The following is an 18986-nucleotide window of genomic DNA, read 5'->3' as shown; positions in this document are numbered from 1 at the left end:
GTGACCCGCGGACCGTGACCCGCCGCATTGCCCGCACGTCACCCACACGTCGCTTTCGCCCGCTCGTTGATTGGACTGGACGCATGACTCGAACATTCGGACGGCGCTCGGCCAGAGCCGCCGCCCTGGGGGCCGCCGCGGCCGTGCTCGCGGCCACCCTCGCCGCCTGCGGAGGCGGCGGCTCGGGAGGGGACGGCGACGCGGTCAGCGCGCCGCCGACCGATGGCACGCTGACCGTCGGCCTGCTCGGCGACATCGGCATGCCGCCCGACCCGGCGATCTTCTACGCCGGCAACGGCATCGCCATCATGAAGAACGTCTACGACGGTCTGGTCACGTACGAGAACAACACCGACCAGGTCAAGATCGCCCCGCAGCTGGCGACGTCGTGGGAGGTCAGCGACGACAAGCTGACGTACACGTTCCACCTGCGCTCCGGCGTGACGTTCCACGACGGCACCTCGTTCACCTCGGCCGCGGTCATGCCGTCGATCGCCCGGCAGGCGTCGCTCGAGGGCGGCCCCGCCTACCTCGCCGCGATCGTGTCGTCGGTCGACACGCCGGACGACCTCACCGCGGTCGTGCACCTCAAGCAGCCGAACGCGGCCTTCCTGAACTACCTGGCCTCGCCGTTCGGCCCGAAGATGCTCTCGCCGACGGGCCTGACCGAGCACGCGGGCAGCGACCAGGCGCAGACCTACCTCAAGACCCACGACCTGGGCGCAGGCCCCTACGAGCTGACCACCGCGAACGTGGGTCAGCTGTACGTGCTCACGCAGTACGCGAAGTACTGGGGCGGGACGTCCCCGTTCAAGACGATCCGGCTGCCCGTCTACACCGACGCCTCGGCGCTGCAGCTGGCGTTCGACAAGGGTGACGTCCACCTGGTCGTGAACGCGCTCCCGTCGTCGGCGATCCCGCGGTACGCGGACAAGAACGTCGACAACTACTTCCTGCCGCAGCTGGCGGCCGCGCAGATCACCACCAACCCGAACAAGGACTTCTTCGCCACCCGCGACGCCCGCATGGCCTACCTGCAGGCGATCAACCGGGAGCAGCTGGTCTCGCAGGTGCTCGGCGAGAAGTTCGCCTCGCCGGCGACGACGGTCTACGCCCGCGGCATGATTCCCGGCGGCGCCGACAAGCAGAACATCAGCTACGACCCGTCGGTGATGCAGGCCTACGCCAAGACGGCCGCCGACAAGAGCCTCGTCGTCGGTTTCCAGACCAACCAGCCGAACGGCCAGAAGATGGCCAACATCATCGCCGCGGCGCTGACGGCGGACGGGCTGGACGCGAAGGTCCAGGGCTACACCACCGACCAGGTGTTCACCTGGTCCGAGGACCCGACCAAGGGCCCGGACAGCTTCGTCGACGCCTCCAACGGCCCCGACGGCGGTGACCCCTACATGTGGGGTCACGTCTTCTGGGACAACGCCGGCGGCATCGACTTCCTGCAGTGCGAGCTGCCCGAGGTGAACGAGCTGCTCGACAAGGCGGTCGCCACCGGGGACGTCAACACCTACGTCCAGGCGGCGCAGACCTACAGCCAGAACGGCTGCTATCTGCACCTGTCGAACAACAACGACTGGATCCTTGCCCAGAAGTGGATCTCCGGGATTCCGGAGGCGCACAACATCGGCGCCTTCGAGGTCGACTTCAGCAAGATCGGCCTCGCCAAGTCCTGACGCCATCTCTCGATCCCGGCCCGCCTCCCGCTCTCCCGGGAGGCGGGCCGGAGCCAGGCGGCGGCCCGGTCGGGCGGCCACGACGCGAAGGAGCGTGCACATGAACGATGTCGAGGCCGCCGACCTGCCGTCGCCGTCGTCGCCGTCGGCGATCTTCATCGAGGATCGCTCGACCGACGGCGACGCCAGCGCCGGCGTCGCGACGGTGACGGTCGTCGACGTCAGCGCCGCGATCGGCGCGCCGGCGGGCTCGGCGGGGGAGGCCGCGGTCGCCCAGGGCCTCGTCGAATCCTTCCGGCACACCGGCTTCGCGGTCATCACCGGCCATGAGGTCGACCTCGGCCTGTTCGAGCGGTTCTGCGCTGAGTCGGCGGACTTCTTCGCGCTGCCGCTGGACGAGAAGATGCGGGTCGGTTTCCCCGCGCCCGAGGTGATCCGGGGTTACKAGCCGGTACCTGACCAGTCGGGACCGGCGCGCGCGCCGAACCTGATGGAGTCGCTACTGATCAACCAACTGGAGCCGGTGGGTGACTACCCGGTGGGCAGCCCGCAGGCCAAGCTGTGGCGCTGGCCGAACCTGTGGCCCGAGCGCCCCGCGTCGCTGCGGCCGGTGTGGGAGGACTACTACCGGGCGATGACCGCGCTCGGTGACCGGCTCCTCGAGCTCGTCGCCCTGGGCGTCGGCCTGCCGCGCGACTGGTTCGCCGACAAGTTCGACCGCCACTTCAACAACCTCGCCGCCAACCACTACCCGCCCCGCGTCGGGGGCCTCGCCGACAGCCCGATGCTGCGCAACCGCCCGCACACCGACCACGGGGCGCTCACCCTCCTCTACCGGCCCAGCGAGCCGGGCGGGCTGGAGGTGTTCGCCGACAGCCGCTGGTGGCAGGTGCCGTTCATCCCCGGATCGCTGGTCATCAACATCGGCGACATGCTGGAGCGCTGGACGGGCGGCCTGTTGCCGGCCACCCCGCACCGCGTCGTCAAGGGCGAGGACCCGAGCGTCGGCCGCTACTCGGTCGCCTACTTCCAGCAGCCCAACCCCGACGCCCTCGTCGCCCCCGCCCTCCCCGTCGCCGCGGGCAGGCCCGACTACAGCCCGGTCGTCGCGGGCGAGCACATCTCCCGCAAGGAGCTCGGCTACCACACCGTCACGGCCGCGCTGAATGTCTGAGAGCTCGGTGCATGACGCGCCGGTGGACCTGAGCGGATGGTGGTCCGGCGAGGCGGCCGGGCGCGAGGCGGTCGCCGCGGCCGTCGACCGGGCCTGCCGCGAGACCGGGTTCCTGCTGCTGGAGGGCCACGGCGTGCCGGACGCGATCATGGGCGCGTTCGTGACGCGCTGCGACGAGTTCTTCGCGCTGCCCGTGGCGGAGAAACTCGCCTGCGTCGCGCGCAAGGTCCCCGACGGCAACAACATCGGCTACACCGCCTTCGGCGAGGAGGCGTCGGCCTACGCCGAGGACAACCGGACCCCGCCGGACCTGTTCGAGGCGATGAGCTTCAGCCGGTCCGACGCCGACCGCGCGCCGTTCGATCACTACCGAGCCTGGTACCCGGCGAACGCGTGGCCGCCCCGCCCGGCCGGCTGGGAGTGGGCGTACCGCGCCTACGAGACCGCGATGGCGCGGCTCGCCGGCGCGGTGCTCGGCGCGATGGGCCTCGCGCTCGGCATGGGCGAACGCTGGCTCGTCGACCTGTGCCTCGACGCGCCGCTGTCGACCCGGGCCAACTTCTACACCCGCCCCGCCGACGCCGGGGACCCGCTGCCCGGCCAGCTCCGTCGCGGTGAGCACACCGACTTCGGCGTGCTCACCCTGCTGTGGACCGACGGCGTGCCCGGCCTCCAGATCCGGCAAGGCGACGAATGGCGCGATGTGAACCCCGGACCGGGGCAGCTGGTGGCGAACATCGGTGACCTGCTCGCGATGTGGACCAACGACCGCTGGACCTCCACCCTGCACCGGGTGCTGCCTCCGCCGGCGAACGCCACGGGACCGGCCGCGCGCCGCAGCGTCGCCTACTTCGTCGACGCCTACCCCGGCACCCTGATCGAGCCCGTCCCCACCTGCGTCACCGCCGACAACCCGGCCCGCTTCGCCCCGATCCTCGCCGGCGATTGGCTCAACCTCCGGGCCCGCCGCCAGCTCGCCAGCACCGCCGCCAGCACCGCCGCCAGCGCCGGCGCCACCAGCAACTTCAGCGGGGTTCGTCGCCTCGCAGGGTGACGCGCTGGATCACGCGGTGCGCGTCACCGAAGTCGCCGACGACGGCGTGCTGGGTCGCGCGGTTGTCCCAGAAGCCGATGGTCCCCGGCTGCCAGTGGTAGCGCACCGTGAACTCGGGGCGTACCGAGTGCTGGTAGAGGAACGCGAGCAGCGCGTCGCTCTCGGCGCGCTGCAGCTCCTTGATGTGGGAGGTGAAGCCCGGGTTCACGAACAGCGACCGCTTTCCGGTCTCCGGGTGCGTGCGGACGACCGGGTGCTCGACCGCCTCGAGCTTGGTGAAGGTCTTGCCCTCCCAACGGCCTTCGCCGAGCAGGTCGAGGACGGCCTTGAACTGGTCCTCGCCGTCGTGGACGGCGGTCAGCGTGCTCAGAAACCCCTGAAGCGCCGGGCTGAGATCGTCGAACGCGGCCTCCTGGTTGGAGAACAGCGTGTCGCCCCCGGCCCGGGGCACCTCGACCGCACGGAGGATCGAGCCGAGCGGTGGGCGCTTCACGAAGGTCACGTCGGTATGCCAGTCCAGTCCGCGTGACACGTCGCTGACATTGCCGTAGACCGCCGCCAGCTCCCTGACCTGGGTGTAGTCGATCTGGAACACCTCGGGCTGGTCGGCCAGACCGGGGATGACCGGGTGACCCTCCGTCGGCTCGCCGAAGCGACGGGCGAAGGCGAGGTGCTCCCGCGGCGTCAGGTTCTGGCCAGGGAAGAAGACCACCTTGTAATGAAGCCAGGCGGCACGGACCGCCGCGGTCACGCCGTCGTCGAGGGTGCGCAGGTCGAGGCCGAGGATCTCGGCACCAAGGTTGCCCGAGAGCGGGACGACCTCGAACGGCACGTCGGGCGGCGAGGACACGGTCGGGATGGCGCCGGCGACGGCCGCTGCCTCAGTGGTGACGGTCATGGACGGATCTCCTAGCGAGGTGGGCGGGGGTGTGAGACTCCGTACAGGGAGACAGAGCACGATCACGTCCGACCGCAAGAACGTCGGTGCATGGATCATGAGGTAGCCGATCCCGCTGTGGGCATTCATCTGCTCGGCGAACACAAGCCGCAGCCAGGCTGCGGCCGCCGGGAGCCGAAGGCCGACAAGAAAACTGGGTGGCGTGGATGTGCCACAGCGTGGGCACGCGACAAGGCGCCAGTGAGACGGCGCCAGTGAGACGGCGGCCAGCGAGAAGTGGGCACGCGGCGGGGTGGCACGCGGCCAGCTGCCCCAGGGGTCAGGGCGTCGAGATGCGCCTGGTCGTCAGCTCGAACACAGAGCGCTACAGATGCGCTTGAAGTCGACGCAACGGCGCGAGGTCAGCCCTCCGCTGTAATCAGTCGTCGACACGATTCCGATAGTCGACCAACCCGATCGGGTTTGTCAACAGATGGGTCGCCGCGCACTCGGGGAGGCGCACCCCGGGCACCCTCTCGACAGGGTCCCGTCGGCGGATGGGCGCCCCGAGYGGGCTGCCTTCCGCCCTCCCGACCGCGGGCTGACGTCACACCCCGGGCCGCCCGACATATGCGGCGTCCGGCTACTGCGTGTCCCTTGTGACCGAGGACTCTCACGCCGAGTAATCATCTACTCGGCTGTAGTAGCATTGCGCCAGTCCAGGCGAACCTGACATTAACGTATGGGTAGGGTTGGTCCATGGCGGCCAGCAAGATCCCGGACCGGGCGGTCGTGAATCGAAGGGCAGGACTGGGGCGAGCCGGAGGCGCGAGCTCCTGGTGGTCCRCTGCCTCGGTCGCGTCGGGTTGTGCCGTCACGACCTGATCCGGCGCCGCGGCTGGTGTCTGCCTCGGTGTTCACGGTGGCATCCGGCTGTGCGCCGCGCATGACACCAGCCCGCCCGTGTGACTGGCACGGTCCTCCTCCGCACCGGCGCCGACCGCCCCTGCATGTCTCCCGACAATCGAGAAGGGCACGGTGACCGAGAGGATGTCGCCATCGTCCGGCCGCCACCGGGCCGCGTCCAGACCCAGAGCTACCCCGCGATCTCAGGCTCGCCGCGACCTGCCGTCGCTGACCGGTCTCCGAGGCGCCGCCGCCACCCTCGTGTTTGTCCGCCACATCGACGCGGATGTCGAGGAAGCAATTCCCATGGTGCCACTCGGCAACATCGGATACGTCGGTGTCATGTTCTTCTTCATGCTCTCGGGATTCGTGCTCACCTGGTCTGCCCGTCCGGGGACACGTGCCCAGTTCTACTGGCGTCGGTTCGCCAGGATCTACCCGCTGTACCTCGTCGCGATCGTGTTGTGGCTCGTCGTCGCCTGGCGGTTTGGGATGATCGGCGATTTCGGATCGAAACCCGCCGCCATTCTTCCGAGTCTTTTGCTCGTTCAGGCCTGGATTCCCACCCAGTCCATCTACTTCGGCTGGGGCGGCGCAGTGCTGTGGTCGCTGTCCTGTGAGGCGTTCTTCTACCTCGTCTTCCCACTCGTCTACCAGCGGCTCGTGGCCCGGACCAACGCGGCCCGGATCCGCGCGGCCCTCCTCGTCGTCCTGCCGACGGCGGCCGTGGCCTGCCTGGCCGGCGTGGTGGATTCCCGCCTCGACCTCGCCCTCTACGCCAACCCGGCGGTGCGGGTCGGCGAGTTTGTCCTCGGTATCGTGCTGGGCCTTCTGGCGCAGGACGGCGTGCGCGGCACAGCGGGACAGCGCCGGACGCTCGCCGTCCTCGCGACCGCCTGGCTAGCGGTCCCGATCATGCTCGGGTACCGCTATGGTGACCACTCGGGGCTCATCGACACCCTCACCCTGCCGTCGTTCGCGGCAATCATCTTCCTGGTCGCCACCCGGGAGGCGGACGGCCGCCGAGTACCCATCGCGAGTGCCCGCCCTCTCGTCTATTTCGGCGTGGTCTCCTACGCCTTCTATCTCATCCACCCCGGCGCACTCGCGGTCGTCACCGAACTCGGCTGGTTCGACACGGCCAGCGCGCCCGCGGCGGCTCTCGCCATACTCGCGGGTTTTTCCTTCTCCATCGCACTTGGCGCGTTCCTGCACCACACCGTGGAAAAGCCGGCCCACCGGTACCTGCTGCGTAGGTTCCGAGGCCCGCGCGATCAACGGGTCGATCTCGCCGTGCGCCCGGTCGAACCCGATTGGGCAGCGGCCGGCGCGGGTGTCGGCCCGGCGTACGGTGCGCACGACCTTGCCGGAAGCGCGGCGGGGGCAGCGACGTGGCCTCTGAGACGGGCCGGCTCAGACCGGTCGGCGTGAGGCGGAGGGCGAGGACCGGCGGAGGCGGGTGACGGTCCCGTCCAGACTGCGAACCTCGCCGACGCCGTGGACCGTAAGCGGCCGCGGGGGAGTTCGGCCGCTTTGCGCGCCGCGCGAAGCGGGCGCTGCCCTAAAATGGCCGCCATTGACGTTCTGACCCTGGAGAACCGCGCTCCGTTGCCACGTGCCGTGTTCGACCCGCGCCGGCTTGCGGCGGTGCGGGCCACGGGCTTGCTGGACACGCCGGCGGAAGCGCCGTTCGACAACCTTTCTGGCTTGGCGGCGGCGCTGCTGGGGACGCCGTGGGCGTTCGTCACGCTCGTCGATGATCGTCGTTCGTTCTGGAAGAGTTGTATCGGTGTCGATGTGACCGACCCGGCCGAGCGGCAGAACGCGGTCAGTGAGAGCTTCTGCCAGTACGTCATCGATTCGGGCGCCGAGTTGATCGTGACGGACGCGGCGGTCGATCCTCGGACCAGGGACAACCCGTCGGTGGCGTCGATGGGCATCGGCGCCTGGATCGGGTTTCCCGTCCGCTCGCCCGACGGGTTGATCCTGGGCACGCTGTGCGCGGTGGACCGCCGCAGCCGGCAGTGGAGTGACCGGGACATTCTGACGATCTCCGGTCTGGCGAAGGCCGCCTCCAGCGAGGTGGAGCTTCGAGAGACCGCGAGTCGTGCCCAGCGCAGCGCGACGCAGGCCGTGGCGTTGGCCCGCACCTTGCAGGACAGCCTCCTGCCGCCGATGCTGCCGGCCGTGCCCGGCGTCGAGATCGCTGCCCGGTACCTCCCGGCCACGGCGAGCGGCACCGAGGTGGTCGGCGACTTCTATGACCTGTTCCCGCATCACGACCGGTTGTGGGGCGTCGCGCTGGGCGATGTCTGCGGCAAGGGGCTCGACGCGGCGAAGGTGACGGCGTTGGCGCGTTACACGATCCGGGCCGCCGCGACCCGGCAACGGTCACCCGCCCAGGTGCTGGCACACCTGAACGACGCTCTGGCGACGCAACGAGTCGACGATCATCGCTTCCTTACGGCGATCTACGCGGTGCTGCACCCGCCGCGGGGTGACGGCTCGGTCCACGGGAGTCTTGCGCTTGGCGGCCACGAACCACCGCTGCTGCGCCGTGCCGACGGCGGGATCAGCGCCGTGGGTGAGCCGGGAACCGCGCTCGGCATCGTGCCCGATCCCGACCTGACCGACACCCGCTTCGCGCTGCGACCCGGCGACAGCCTCCTGCTTTACACCGACGGCGTGACCGAGGCACGCCACCCACATACACGGGAGTTCTTCGGCGACACCCGGCTGCGCCACGTCCTGCACGCCAACGGCGGCCAGGGCGCCGCGCACCTCGCGCACGCCCTGGAAGCCGCCATTCTGGAATTCACCGAGGGCCACGCTACCGACGACACCGCTCTGCTCATCCTGCACGTCCCCACCGGATAACCGTCCGTCCGGCCCCGCGCCGGCCCGCCCCGGTTGGCCGGCCCAACGCCACCGAGGCCGGCGCGTCAGCCGGTTGGCGGCAGGACCAGGTGGTGCGGCGCGATCGAGGATTCCGGGACGATCTCGAACCACACGGTTTTTCCATGGGTGTGTCGCTGGATGCCCCAGCGGGTCGCGAGGGTGTCTATCAGCCCGATGCCCCGGCCATGCGTCGCGTCGGTCCTGGTGGGGGCGGTGGTGGGTGAGCGGTTGTTGTCATCGGTGACCTCGACGCGGATACAGCCCGATGAGGCCCGGATGACCAGGCGCGCGGACGTGCCTGCGTGCACGATCGCGTTGGTGACGGTCTCACTGGTCAGCAGCATGGCGGTATCGCAGGTATCGGCGGGTAGATCGGCGCTGCAGCACATTCGGCGCACGGCGTGGCGCATGTCCCGGACGGCCATGGGATCACGCCCGATCCTGAACTCCTCGATCCGCTCGGTCATCATGTGAGGAGTCGCAGCCGCGTCCGAGATGGCGTCCGATTCAGGCCGGACTTGTCGGGCCGCGAGGCGGTGAGGACGGGACGCGGATGGGCKGGTGGACGTTGCCGGTGCCGAGTCACTCCGTCCTCCCCTTGCTCACCGCGGGCCGAAACCGGTGCCCTGCGGATGCTCCGCCGCGTTGCGGCGGCATTGCTCTCGACGAGAGTCACACGGATGGCGTGGAACGGTCGGGCCCTGTCGGGGCCGCGACCCACCAACGCGAAGTCGGCGGCCGGCCCGAGGTCGGGTCGGCCGCCGATCTCCGCCCCATCGGCGACGAGCCCGAGGAGACGGCGCGGGAACATCGCGCGGAGGTGGATCGGCGATCTTCCTGTGGTGCTAGATCCGGGCTCCACGCCGGCCGCCGGTCACCGCGCGCACGATGAGCAGGAGAACCACGGCGCCGACGATCGCGGTGATCCAGGTGGAGATGTTGAAGAACGTGTTCAGCGAGTGCACATGGAAAATCACCTTGGCGAGCCAGCCACCCAGCAGGGCGCCGACAATCCCGACGACCCCGGCGACCACCCAGCTCGTCCGCTCACCGGTCAGCTTTTCGGCGATGATTCCGGCGACCAGACCGAGCGCGATCCACGCGATAATACCCATGTTCACTTTCCCGCCTGTTGATGATGTCTGCTGCCGAGGGGTCTACCCGGCGGACCTCCGCCTAATCCCGCTCAATTGCTGAAATCTCGCGCCGTGAAACGCTATTTTCCGCCGCCCCAGTCAGGGGCCGGCCGAGGTGGCGGGGCGCGCGTCGCCTGGGCGCGGCGTCCGCGCGCGTAGGTATGGACCCGGCGGGCCGGTTCGCCACGAACGGTGGCGAGCGCGTCGCCACCCAGCCTCGACCGGCCACCCAGCCTCGACCGGCCTCCGGCCGTATGCGCACCGGCAGGCGACCAGCAGGCCCGCCCGCGCATCGGGCGGCGGCCATCAAAGCGTTTGGGCGGTGATCGCCGGTGGTAACGATGACCGTGGATCAACAAATTAGGGAGATCTTGTATGGCTGACATTGTCGATTTGGTCTACGCGGATCACGATTGGTTGCGGCGCCAGTTCTTCTACCTCGACTACGCCACCAGCAACGCCGAGTTGAAGGCGGTGTGGGAGGTGCTGGCGATCCGGTTGGACACCCACGCGGACGCGGAGGAGACGGTGTTCTACCCGACTCTGCTGAAGAAGGGTGAAGCCGGTGATCCGGAAGACGAGACCGAGGACGCGATCGATGACCACAACAAGATCCGCGACGCGGTCGCCGAGGCCCGCTCCCACCGGGCCGGGAGCAAGGTCTGGTTCGAGGCGGTGGGTGAGGCCCGGACCGAGAACGGCAAACACCTGGACGAGGAGGAACGCGAGGCGATCCCGGATTTCATCAAGAGCACCAGCCCGGAACTGCGTCACCAGCTGGCAATGCGGTGGCTGCAGTTCTACGCCGACCACCAGGCCGGCGCAGGGGTGAACACGAAAAGCAAGGACGCGGCGGACTACATCGAGACCAACAGCTGACCCTGCCGCCTAGCCGCTGACGCGGCGCAGAGCGTCCGGAGTGAGGTCGACCAGGGCGCGATAGCCGTCGACGGCCATGATCAGGTCGGCCTCGGCGAGGATGGAGCGGAGCACGTGGATGACGCCTTCGACGCCGCCGAGGGCGAGGCCGTACGCGTATGGCCGACCGATCCCGACCGCGGACGCGCCCAGGGCCAGCGCCTTGACCACGTCGGCGCCGGAGCGGATGCCCGAGTCGAACAGGACGGGCAGGCCGCCCGCCGCCGCGACGACGCCGGGCAGGCAGTCGAGGGCGGGCAGGCCGCCGTTGGCCTGCCGGCCGCCGTGGTTCGAGCAGTAGATGCCGTCGACGCCCGCGTCGGCGGCGCGGCGGGCGTCGTCCGGGTGCTGGATCCCCTTGAGGATCAGCGGGAGCCTGGTGAGCGAGCGCAGCCAGCGCAGGTCGTCCCAGGTCACCGCGTGGCCGAACGTCATCACCCACTGCAGGACGGCGGCCTKAGGGTCGGACGCGGGGTCGGCGCCGAGCATCGCCCTGAACCGGGGATCGGTGTAGTAGTTCGCCAGGCAGTGTCCGCGCAGCTGCGGGAAGTTCGACGTGGCCAGGTCGCGGGGCCGCCACCCGGTGACCCAGGTGTCCAGGGTGACGACGATGCCAGCGAAACCGGCCCGCTCGGCGCGGCTCACCAGGCTTTCGGCGAGTTCGCGGTCCTTGGGCGTGTACAGCTGGAAGAAACCCGGTGTCTCGCCGAGCTCGGCCGCGACCTCCTCCAGCGGATCAACGGTCAGCGTCGAGGCGACCATCGGGACGCCGGCCCTGGCCGCTGCCCGGGCGGTCTCGAGGTCGCCGTGCCCGCTCTGCGCGCACAACCCGATGACGCCGATAGGCGCGAGGAACACCGGTGCCGGCCACCGCCGACCCCACAGTTCCACCGACAGGTCGCGTTCCGTCGCGCCGACCAGCATCCGCGGTACCAGTCCCCAGCCGCCGAAGGCCGCGTGGTTGGCCCGCTGGGTCGCCTCGTCACCCGCCCCACCGGCCACATACGACCAGACCGACGGTGACAGCGCGCTCGCCGCCCGCCGCTCCAGCTCGTCGAAGACCATCGGCAGCGTCGGCAGGACACCGCTCAGGCCCTGGAGGTAGATCTCCACCTGGTAGTCACCGAACGGCCGCGGAAGCCCGTCACCCACCCCTGATCCCCTCCGTTCCGGGCTGGCGTGGCACGCCTGGTGCTCGCCCGCGCCGTAGCCTGGCATCGCGGCGCGCCCGGCGCCAGGACCGACTCCCAGGAGACCGAGACCGTATGACCGCGCAGATCCTTGACGGCAGGGCCCAGTCGACGGCGATTCTTGATCGCGTCGAGCGGGAGGTGACCGAGTTCGTCACCGCCCACGGCCGCGTCCCGGTGCTCGCGACGGTGCTCGTCGGCGACGATCCGGCCTCCCGCACCTATGTCCGGATGAAGGCGAACCGCTGCGCCAAGGTCGGCATGCAGTCGCGCCGCCTGGAGCTGGACGCGTCGATCTCGACGGAGACCCTGATCGAGGCGATCCGGGAGCTGTCCGCCGACCCGGAGGTCGACGGCATCCTGCTGCAGCACCCGGTGCCTGACCAGATCGACGAGCGGGCGGCCTTCGAGGCGATCGCCCCGTCGAAGGACGTCGACGGCGTCACGAGGACGTCGTTCGCGATGATGGCGTTCGACGAGGGCGGCTTCCGGTCGGCCACGCCGGGCGGGATCATGGCGTTGATCGACGCCTACGACATTCCGCTGGCCGGCAAGCACGCCGTCGTCGTCGGGCGCAGCCCCATCCTCGGCAAGCCGGTCGGCATGCTGCTGCTGGCCCGCAACGCCACCGTCACCTACTGCCACTCCCGCACCGCGGACCTGGCCGACCACGTCGCCCGTGCCGATGTCGTCGTCGCCGCCGTCGGTCGTCCGGCCCTGATCAAGGGTGACTGGATCAAGCCCGGCGCCGTGGTCGTCGACGCCGGCTACGCCGACAACCAGGGCGATGTCGAATACGCCCCGGCCGCGGAGCGCGCCGCCTACATCACCCCGGTCCCCGGCGGCGTCGGCCCGATGACCATCGCCGTCCTCATCGACCAGACCATGCAGGCCGCCCGTGCACGCGAGTCCGCCCGCGCCGGTGACCTCACCCCCGCCGGCACCCCTGAGAACTAGGCGGGCCTGCCCCGTGCTGGCGGCTGTGCCGCCCGGTCACAGGTGTCTGGGGCGGTTGACGAAGCGGCCTTCCTTCGGCGAGTAGAACCAGCCGGCGCCGGCCTTCGTGCCGCCGTCGACGGGGATGTTGTGGCCGGTGACGAACGACGAGAGGTCGCTGGCGAGGAAGAGCGCGACGCGGGCCTGGTCCTCGGGCCAGCCGAGCCGACCGACGGGCGCCCAGGAGGCCCAGAGGTCGTCGTGGTCCTCGTAGCCGGTGAGGTAGTCGACCTGTGGCGTCTGGGTGAGGTCGGGRCCGATTCCGTTGACCCGGATGCCGTGGCGGCCCATGGTCACCGCCAGGCCGGTCGTGAAATGGGCTGCGCCGGCCTTCATGGCGCCGTAGACCGGGTCACCCGGGTAGCCGCGCATCCCCTCGACCGAGTGGATGTTGACGATGCTCCCGCTACGCCGCTCCATCATCGACGGGATGAACGCGCGCGTGACGGCGAAGACGTGCAGCAGGTTGGTCTCGTACATCTGCCGCCACGACTCGGTCGACGACTGGGGGAACCGCGCCAGCGGCCGGTAGTCGCCGACGTTGTTCACCAGCACGTCGACCCGCCCGTGCTCGGAGAGCACCGTGTCCGCCAGCCGTGCCACGTCCTGCTCGGCCCTGACGTCGACAACGTGCGCGCGTACCGTCCCGCCCGCACCCGTCACCTCGGCGCGTAACCGTTCGGCCCGCTCCGGGTCGATCTCGGCRACCTCGACGAGAGCGCCATGCTCGGCGAACAGCCGAGCGATGGCGCCGCCGATCCCGTCGCCACCCCCGGTGACCACGGCGACCCGCCCTTCAAGAAGCCGGTTCCAGTTCTCTATCGACGGCACCTGCGTGGCCCGCCGTTCCTCGCGCCCAATCATCGGGGCACCGTACCCTTCTCCGAAGCGGGCGGCGAGAACAGAGTTCTAGTAGGGGAGAGGTGCGGGATGTTCGAACTGGCGGGGCATGTGGCGCTGGTGACCGGGGCTGGGCAGAACATGGGCGCGGGCGCGGCGCGCGCGTTAGCCGCCCAGGGGGCCATGGTCGCCGTGAACGATCTTTCTCTCGAGCGGGCCGAGGCCACGCGCAAGGAGATCGAGGCGGCCGGCGGGACGGCGATCGCGATCGCGTTCGATGTCCTGGACGCCGACGCGGTGCGGGCGGCGGTGGCGCGGATCCGGGCCGAGGTCGGCCGGCCMGTCGACATCCTGGTGAACAATGCCGGCATTCACCCGGACATGGGAGCCGTCCCGTTCCGCCAGCTCGACCCGGCCCGGTGGCGTGGGCCGATCGACCTGAACATCTACGGCTCGCTGCACTGCATTCACGCCGTGCTCGAGGACATGTGCACGGCGGGCTGGGGACGGATCGTGCAGATCTCCTCCGGCGCCGGCCGCACGGGCCTGAACATCGGCGTCGCGGTCTATGGCACCGGCAAGAGCGGCATCGAGGGCTTCATCCGGCACCTCTCCCAGGAGGTCGCGGCCCAGGGCGTGACGGCGAACAGCCTGGCCCTCGGACTGATGAACAACGCGGCCCGGGGCGACGCGTCGGTCACCGCCCACCTGGCGGCCTCGGTCCCGGCGAAGCGCCTCGGCACCCCCGAGGACGTGGGCGCCGCGGTCGTCTTCCTCGCCTCCCCGGAGGCGTCCTGGCTGACCGGGCAGACCATCAACCTCAACGGCGGCGCCACGACGAACTGACAGCCGCCCGGTCAGCGACGGGCGGTGGTCAGGCCGTAGTCGTAGGGGAAGAGCGGGTCGTAGTCCTTGTCGCCGATGTTGATGGGTTCCTGGGACTCGGCGCGCGGCCAGGTGACCGGGAGGCGACCGGAGTAGGGGCGGTCGCCGAACAGGGTGTCGGCGACGCCGGCGCCCTCGCTGCCCGGCAGCCACGACATGACGAACGCGTCCATCTTCGCGAGCTCGTCGGTGACGATCTGCGGGCGGCCGGCGACGTCCAGGACGACGCAGGTGCTGATGGCGCCGCACACGTGGTCGATGTTCGCGCGGTCGGTGCCGGACAGGTTCAGCGTGTGGCCGTTGCCGACGTCGCCCAACCCCTCCGCGTACGGAGTCTCGCCGATGACGACGACGCCGACGTCGTGGCCCGCGGTCGGCGCGGACGCGTCGGCGCTGTAGGTCACGTTCGCTGCGTAATGCTGAACGCCCTGCAGGATCGTGGTCCCGGGGATGGTGTTCCCGGGGGCTCCCTGCCAGGTGGCGGTCCAGCCGCCCGCCTGGTTGCCGAGGTCGCTCGCGTTCACCCCGGCCACGTAGACGCGCTGGGAGGACCGCAGCGGCAGCGTGTCGCCGTCGTTCTTCAGGAGCACCTGCGACGCGGCGACGGCCCGGCGGGCGACGGCGCGGTGCTCTGGCGAGCCGACCGTGCCGATGTTCCCGCGGTTGGTGAAGGGACGCTCGAAGAGGCCCAGCTCGAACTTGGCCGTGAGGATCCGGCCCACCGCGTCGTCGATGCGCGACATCGGGACCCGCCCGGCCCGTACCTCGTCCAGCAGCGTCCGGGCGAACCGCGGCGCGCTGTTGGGTTCCATGAACATGTCGATCCCGGCATTGACGCCGGCACGGACCTGGGCGGCGTAGTCACCGGGGAGCTGCTGGATCGCCATCAGGTCGCTGACGAGGAACCCGTCGAACCCGATCTTCTCCTTGAGGACGTCGGTGAGCAGCTCCTTGTTCGCGCTCATCCGCACCGGGTTGCCGACGCCGTCCTCCGTCCAGTCGACGCTGGAGTACGACGGCATGATGCTGCCGACGTGGTACTTCTCGACGGCCGTCACGTAGGGCGCGAGGTCGACCTGGTCGAAGTGGGCGCGGTCGGTGACCGTGACGCCCTGGTCGATGGTGTACGCGAAACTGGTGGACGTCCCGTAGGCGGTGTCGCCGTCGCCCGCGAAGTGTTTGGCGGTGGCGAGAACGCGCGTCGGGTCGGCGAGATCCCCGGTGCCCTTGCCCTGGAGACCTTCCAGGACCGTCTCCATCTGGATGACGAGGTTCGGGTCCTCGCCGAAGCTCTCGTAGGTGCGGCCCCAGCGCAGGTCGCGGGAGACGCACAGGCAGGGCGCGAAGACCCACTGCGGGCCGGTCGCCCTGGTCTCGGTGGCGGTGACCCGCGCCGCCTCGCGGACGAGGTCCGGGTCGCGGGTCGCGCCCATCGCGATGTTGTGCGGGAAGATCGTGGCGCCGATGAGGTTGTTGTCCCCGTGCACCGAGTCGGTGCCGTACAGCAGCGGAATCCGCAGCCTGGTGGTGAGCGCGCGCGACTGGAGGCCGTCGACCAGGTTGGCCCAGGCGGACGGGGTGTCGTCGGCTGGCACCAGGGCCGGACCGGACAGCACCGAGCCGAGCCCGAGTGACGTGACCATGGACGGGTCCTTGGCGACGGCGCCACGGTCGGCCTGCGTCATCTGGCCGACCTTCTCGTCCAGCGTCATCCGGCCGAGCAGGTCGGAAACCCGCTGGTCGACCGGCACCGCCGGGTCGAGATAGGGAAAAGAAGCGGGTGCCTTCCCTTTTGCGCATCCGRCCGCCACGACGGGCAGAACGACCGCGGCAATCGCGAGCGCGACCAGGGCGTGTCCGTTCGACAGCCGGGACAAGAGCGTTCTGGACAGTCTCGTTGACGGCACGGTGGAATTTAACCCGGTGGCCGGGCGCGCTCACAGACGGTCTCAGGGACGATCTGGTGATCATCGAGGCGGTGCTCGCACTCGAATCCGCCACGGGGCCCGGCCGTGATGGTGAACTCGTTACAGGCCGGTTTCCGCGGGCGGCGTCGCCGGCCGGGCCCGGCCGGCGGACGCGCGAGGGAGTCGTCATAGCCGCGGCTGGGACAGAGGGCGGGACCGGGGCCACCGCCGCGAGTGCCACCGTCGCGGAGAAGTGGTCGGCGACGCGGCTGGCGTCGGTGGCCGTCTCCTATGCGCTGTTCGTGGTGTTCGGTATCTCCGCCGGCGTCGGCGGCGTGCTGCTGCCGGCGCAGATGGCCGACTACGGCGTGGACGAGGCGACGATCGGCGCGACGTTCTTCACCAGCGCGGCCGGCTACGTCATCGCCAGCTCGCTGACCGGACCCATCGTCGGCCGGCTCGGTACCCGGCGCATGCTGCTCGGCTTCGGCGCGCTGCTCCTGTGTGCGTGGCTCTTCACCTCGACGCGGCCGCCCTTCCTCGTGTTCGTCGTGCTGTCGCTGCTCATGGGCTTCGCGACGGGCCTGCTGGAATGCGTCCTGAACGTCTACCTCACCGCTCGGCCGGGGTCGACGGCGTTGCTCAACCGGTTGCACGCCTTCTTCGGCGTCGGCGCGCTGATCGGCCCGCTGCTCGCGGCGTGGCTGCTGACGTTCACCGGCTGGCCGACCGTGATGCTGGTGCTCGCGGTCGTCACCGCGCCGACACTCCTGGCCGCCGCCGTCACCTTCCCGGCACCCGCCGCCGACCCGCTGCTGACCGCGTCCGCACCCCCGGACGGGTCGACCGGGTCAGCGGCGGGCGGCGGCGGGCGGCCGGCCGCTGGCCTTCCCGCGGTGCTGCGCCAGCCGGCGGTGCTGCTCGGCGCGGGCATGCTGGCCGTCTACGTCGGCCTGGAGATCGCCGTCGGAAACTGGGGTTATACCTACCTTGTCGAGGAACGGTCCGTTTCCGGCCTGCTGGCGGGCTACACGACCAGCGGGTACTGGCTCGGCCTCACCGCCGGCCGGTTCCTCACCACCCCGGTCACCGCCCGGCTGCGGCTGACCCAGACCGGCCTGATGTACGCGTGCATGGCCGGGACGACGGTCGCGGGCGTGCTCGCGTGGGCGGCGCCGGGCACGGCGGGCCTGGCGAGCGCCGCGTTCCTGCTGCTCGGCTTCTTCCTCGGCCCGATCTTCCCGACGGCCATGGCGGTCACGCCGCGCCTGACCTCCGCGGGCCTCGTGCCGACCGCCATCGGGGTGCTCACCGCCGGCGGGCTGGTGGGCGGCGCACTGCTGCCCTGGTTGGCCGGCACGCTGCTGCAGGTCGCGGGAGCGTGGACGTTGTTCCCGTTCGCCATCCTGCTCGCACTCGCCCAGCTGGCCCTGTGGTGGCGCGTCGCGCGCCGGATCGCCGACACCAGCGCCCCGTCGATCGCCGCCAGCCCGGAGGTCCAGATAACCCTGCCGGGCCCGTGATCAGCCTGGCGCGTGATCAGCCTGGCGCGCCGGCCACGCGGCGGCGGTAGGCCGACGGGGTCTCGCCGCAGCGCTGGGCGAACGCGCGGGCGAAGGCGCTGACGTTCTCGAAGCCGACCGCCAGCGACACGTCCAGCACCGAAGGGCCCGGCTCGGCGAGCAGCGCCATCGCCCGCAGCAGCCGGGCCTGTAGCAGGTAGCCGCGCCAGGGCATGCCCAGCTCGGCGGCGAACTGGCGGCGCAGCGTCCGCTCGGACACCCCGATCGCATGGCTCACCGCGGCCGCGGTGACCGTGTCGAGATGCTCGCGGGTGTAGACCATCGCCGCCGCCACCACCGGGTCGGTCGAGGTCGGCAGGCTCAGCGGCTCCTCGTGATCGAGCGACTCGGCGACCAGGTGGGCGAGCGTCCGGAAGAACCCGTCGGAGACCTCGTTGGACTCGGGCCGCGAGATCGGCCAGCGCAGGGCGTAGAGCATCATCTCCCGGATCAACGGGGAGACCGCGAGGATGCGGGCCCGGTCGCCGGGGTACGGCACGATGCGCGGGTCGAACATCACCGACACCGTGCGCACCGCGGCGTTCATCGTCGCCTGGTGCTCCAGGCCCGCCGGGATCCAGGCGGCCTGCTGCGGCGGCAGCAGGTAGTGGCCGGCGGCGGTCTCCACCTCGACGACGCCGGAGACGCCGTACTCGATCTGGTGCATGTCGTGTGAGTGCCAGCCGGTGACCAGCCGCTCGCCCTCGTACTGGTAGCCGCYGCCAAGCGCGGCCCCACCCTGGCGCAGGTCGACCGTGCCACGGTGGATCCGCCCCTGGTCGGTGGTGGGTGGTCCCGGCGAGAACCGTGACCGCGGGCTTTCGGCCAGCCACCTCGCGTCGACGATTTGTGCCGTAGCCTGGTCCGTGGCCGTTTCGGTGGGATTCCTGGCCGAACGTGCGGAGACGGACATGGTGACGAAGCGTACAACTAGCTGAGGGTCAGGCACAGGCCG

Annotated in this window: 16 protein-coding genes; 9 read left to right on the top strand and 7 right to left on the bottom strand. The window is 70.4% G+C overall.

What is annotated here, in order from left to right:
• Positions 1–83: 83 nt before the first annotated feature.
• The 3 genes from BCD49_RS16760 to BCD49_RS16750 all read left to right on the top strand — a co-directional run bounded on the left by BCD49_RS16760 (position 84) and on the right by BCD49_RS16750 (position 3916).
• Positions 84–1688, top strand: coding sequence for an ABC transporter substrate-binding protein (locus BCD49_RS16760; RefSeq protein WP_007514260.1), 1605 nt, complete (start codon positions 84–86; stop codon positions 1686–1688).
• Between the two features lie 100 nt (positions 1689–1788).
• Positions 1789–2862 (top strand): isopenicillin N synthase family dioxygenase, encoded by a 1074-nt coding sequence (locus BCD49_RS16755; RefSeq protein ID WP_071041653.1) that lies wholly within the window; start codon positions 1789–1791, stop codon positions 2860–2862.
• A gap of 7 nt (positions 2863–2869) precedes the next feature.
• The gene (locus tag BCD49_RS16750) at positions 2870–3916 is read left to right on the top strand and encodes an isopenicillin N synthase family dioxygenase (RefSeq protein WP_007514258.1); all 1047 of its coding nucleotides are present in this window, start codon (positions 2870–2872) and stop codon (positions 3914–3916) included.
• On the opposite strand, the gene BCD49_RS16745 is transcribed toward BCD49_RS16750, so the two are convergent.
• Positions 3888–4814 (bottom strand): TauD/TfdA dioxygenase family protein, encoded by a 927-nt coding sequence (locus BCD49_RS16745; RefSeq protein WP_007514257.1) that lies wholly within the window; start codon positions 4812–4814, stop codon positions 3888–3890. The two genes, BCD49_RS16750 and BCD49_RS16745, sit on opposite strands and share 29 nt — an antisense overlap.
• 1017 nt (positions 4815–5831) lie before the next feature.
• Here BCD49_RS16745 and BCD49_RS16740 point away from each other — a divergent pair.
• Both BCD49_RS16740 and BCD49_RS16735 read left to right on the top strand, forming a co-directional pair.
• Positions 5832–7130, top strand: a complete 1299-nt coding sequence (locus tag BCD49_RS16740; protein ID WP_241832346.1) for an acyltransferase family protein — start codon at positions 5832–5834, stop codon at positions 7128–7130.
• A gap of 135 nt (positions 7131–7265) precedes the next feature.
• Entirely contained in the window at positions 7266–8576 is a 1311-nt protein-coding gene (locus tag BCD49_RS16735; RefSeq protein WP_007514255.1) for a PP2C family protein-serine/threonine phosphatase, read from the top strand.
• Positions 8577–8641: 65 nt separating this feature from the next.
• Here the strand turns inward: BCD49_RS16735 and BCD49_RS16730 are convergent, their stop codons facing one another.
• Both BCD49_RS16730 and BCD49_RS16725 read right to left on the bottom strand, forming a co-directional pair.
• On the bottom strand, positions 8642–9064 hold the full coding sequence (locus tag BCD49_RS16730; RefSeq protein ID WP_232794353.1) for an ATP-binding protein: 423 nt from the start codon (positions 9062–9064) through the stop codon (positions 8642–8644).
• 378 nt (positions 9065–9442) lie between these two features.
• On the bottom strand, positions 9443–9712 hold the full coding sequence (locus BCD49_RS16725; RefSeq protein WP_007514253.1) for a GlsB/YeaQ/YmgE family stress response membrane protein: 270 nt from the start codon (positions 9710–9712) through the stop codon (positions 9443–9445).
• A 396-nt stretch (positions 9713–10108) separates the two neighbouring features.
• On the opposite strand from BCD49_RS16725, the gene BCD49_RS16720 reads away from it, so the two are divergent.
• Complete coding sequence (locus BCD49_RS16720; protein WP_007514252.1) at positions 10109–10612, top strand: hemerythrin domain-containing protein; 504 nt, start codon at positions 10109–10111, stop codon at positions 10610–10612.
• Between the two features lie 9 nt (positions 10613–10621).
• On the opposite strand, the gene BCD49_RS16715 is transcribed toward BCD49_RS16720, so the two are convergent.
• Entirely contained in the window at positions 10622–11803 is a 1182-nt protein-coding gene (locus BCD49_RS16715; protein ID WP_071041652.1) for a lactate 2-monooxygenase, read from the bottom strand.
• 113 nt (positions 11804–11916) lie between these two features.
• On the opposite strand from BCD49_RS16715, the gene BCD49_RS16710 reads away from it, so the two are divergent.
• Positions 11917–12798 carry a bifunctional 5,10-methylenetetrahydrofolate dehydrogenase/5,10-methenyltetrahydrofolate cyclohydrolase gene (locus tag BCD49_RS16710; protein ID WP_007514250.1) on the top strand — a complete coding sequence of 294 codons (882 nt, stop codon included), beginning with the start codon at positions 11917–11919 and terminating at the stop codon, positions 12796–12798.
• A gap of 36 nt (positions 12799–12834) precedes the next feature.
• Here the strand turns inward: BCD49_RS16710 and BCD49_RS16705 are convergent, their stop codons facing one another.
• Positions 12835–13701 carry an SDR family NAD(P)-dependent oxidoreductase gene (locus tag BCD49_RS16705; protein WP_007514249.1) on the bottom strand — a complete coding sequence of 289 codons (867 nt, stop codon included), beginning with the start codon at positions 13699–13701 and terminating at the stop codon, positions 12835–12837.
• Positions 13702–13767: 66 nt separating this feature from the next.
• On the opposite strand from BCD49_RS16705, the gene BCD49_RS16700 reads away from it, so the two are divergent.
• Positions 13768–14523 (top strand): SDR family NAD(P)-dependent oxidoreductase, encoded by a 756-nt coding sequence (locus BCD49_RS16700; protein ID WP_007514248.1) that lies wholly within the window; start codon positions 13768–13770, stop codon positions 14521–14523.
• Between the two features lie 11 nt (positions 14524–14534).
• Here BCD49_RS16700 and BCD49_RS16695 read toward each other — a convergent pair whose 3' ends face one another.
• On the bottom strand, positions 14535–16439 hold the full coding sequence (locus BCD49_RS16695) for a glycoside hydrolase family 3 protein (protein WP_241832345.1): 1905 nt from the start codon (positions 16437–16439) through the stop codon (positions 14535–14537).
• Between the two features lie 86 nt (positions 16440–16525).
• On the opposite strand from BCD49_RS16695, the gene BCD49_RS16690 reads away from it, so the two are divergent.
• Positions 16526–17992, top strand: a complete 1467-nt coding sequence (locus tag BCD49_RS16690) for an MFS transporter (RefSeq protein WP_007514246.1) — start codon at positions 16526–16528, stop codon at positions 17990–17992.
• A gap of 16 nt (positions 17993–18008) precedes the next feature.
• Here BCD49_RS16690 and BCD49_RS16685 read toward each other — a convergent pair whose 3' ends face one another.
• Complete coding sequence (locus BCD49_RS16685) at positions 18009–18944, bottom strand: AraC family transcriptional regulator (protein ID WP_083401509.1); 936 nt, start codon at positions 18942–18944, stop codon at positions 18009–18011.
• Between the last annotated feature and the right edge of the window lie 42 nt (positions 18945–18986).

Origin of the sequence: Pseudofrankia sp. EUN1h (assembly GCF_001854645.1) — a bacterium.
Lineage (GTDB): Bacteria > Actinomycetota > Actinomycetes > Frankiales > Frankiaceae > Pseudofrankia > Pseudofrankia saprophytica.
The sequence above is the reverse complement of the archived record's forward strand: the minus strand, read 5'-3'. Positions and strand labels throughout refer to the sequence as shown.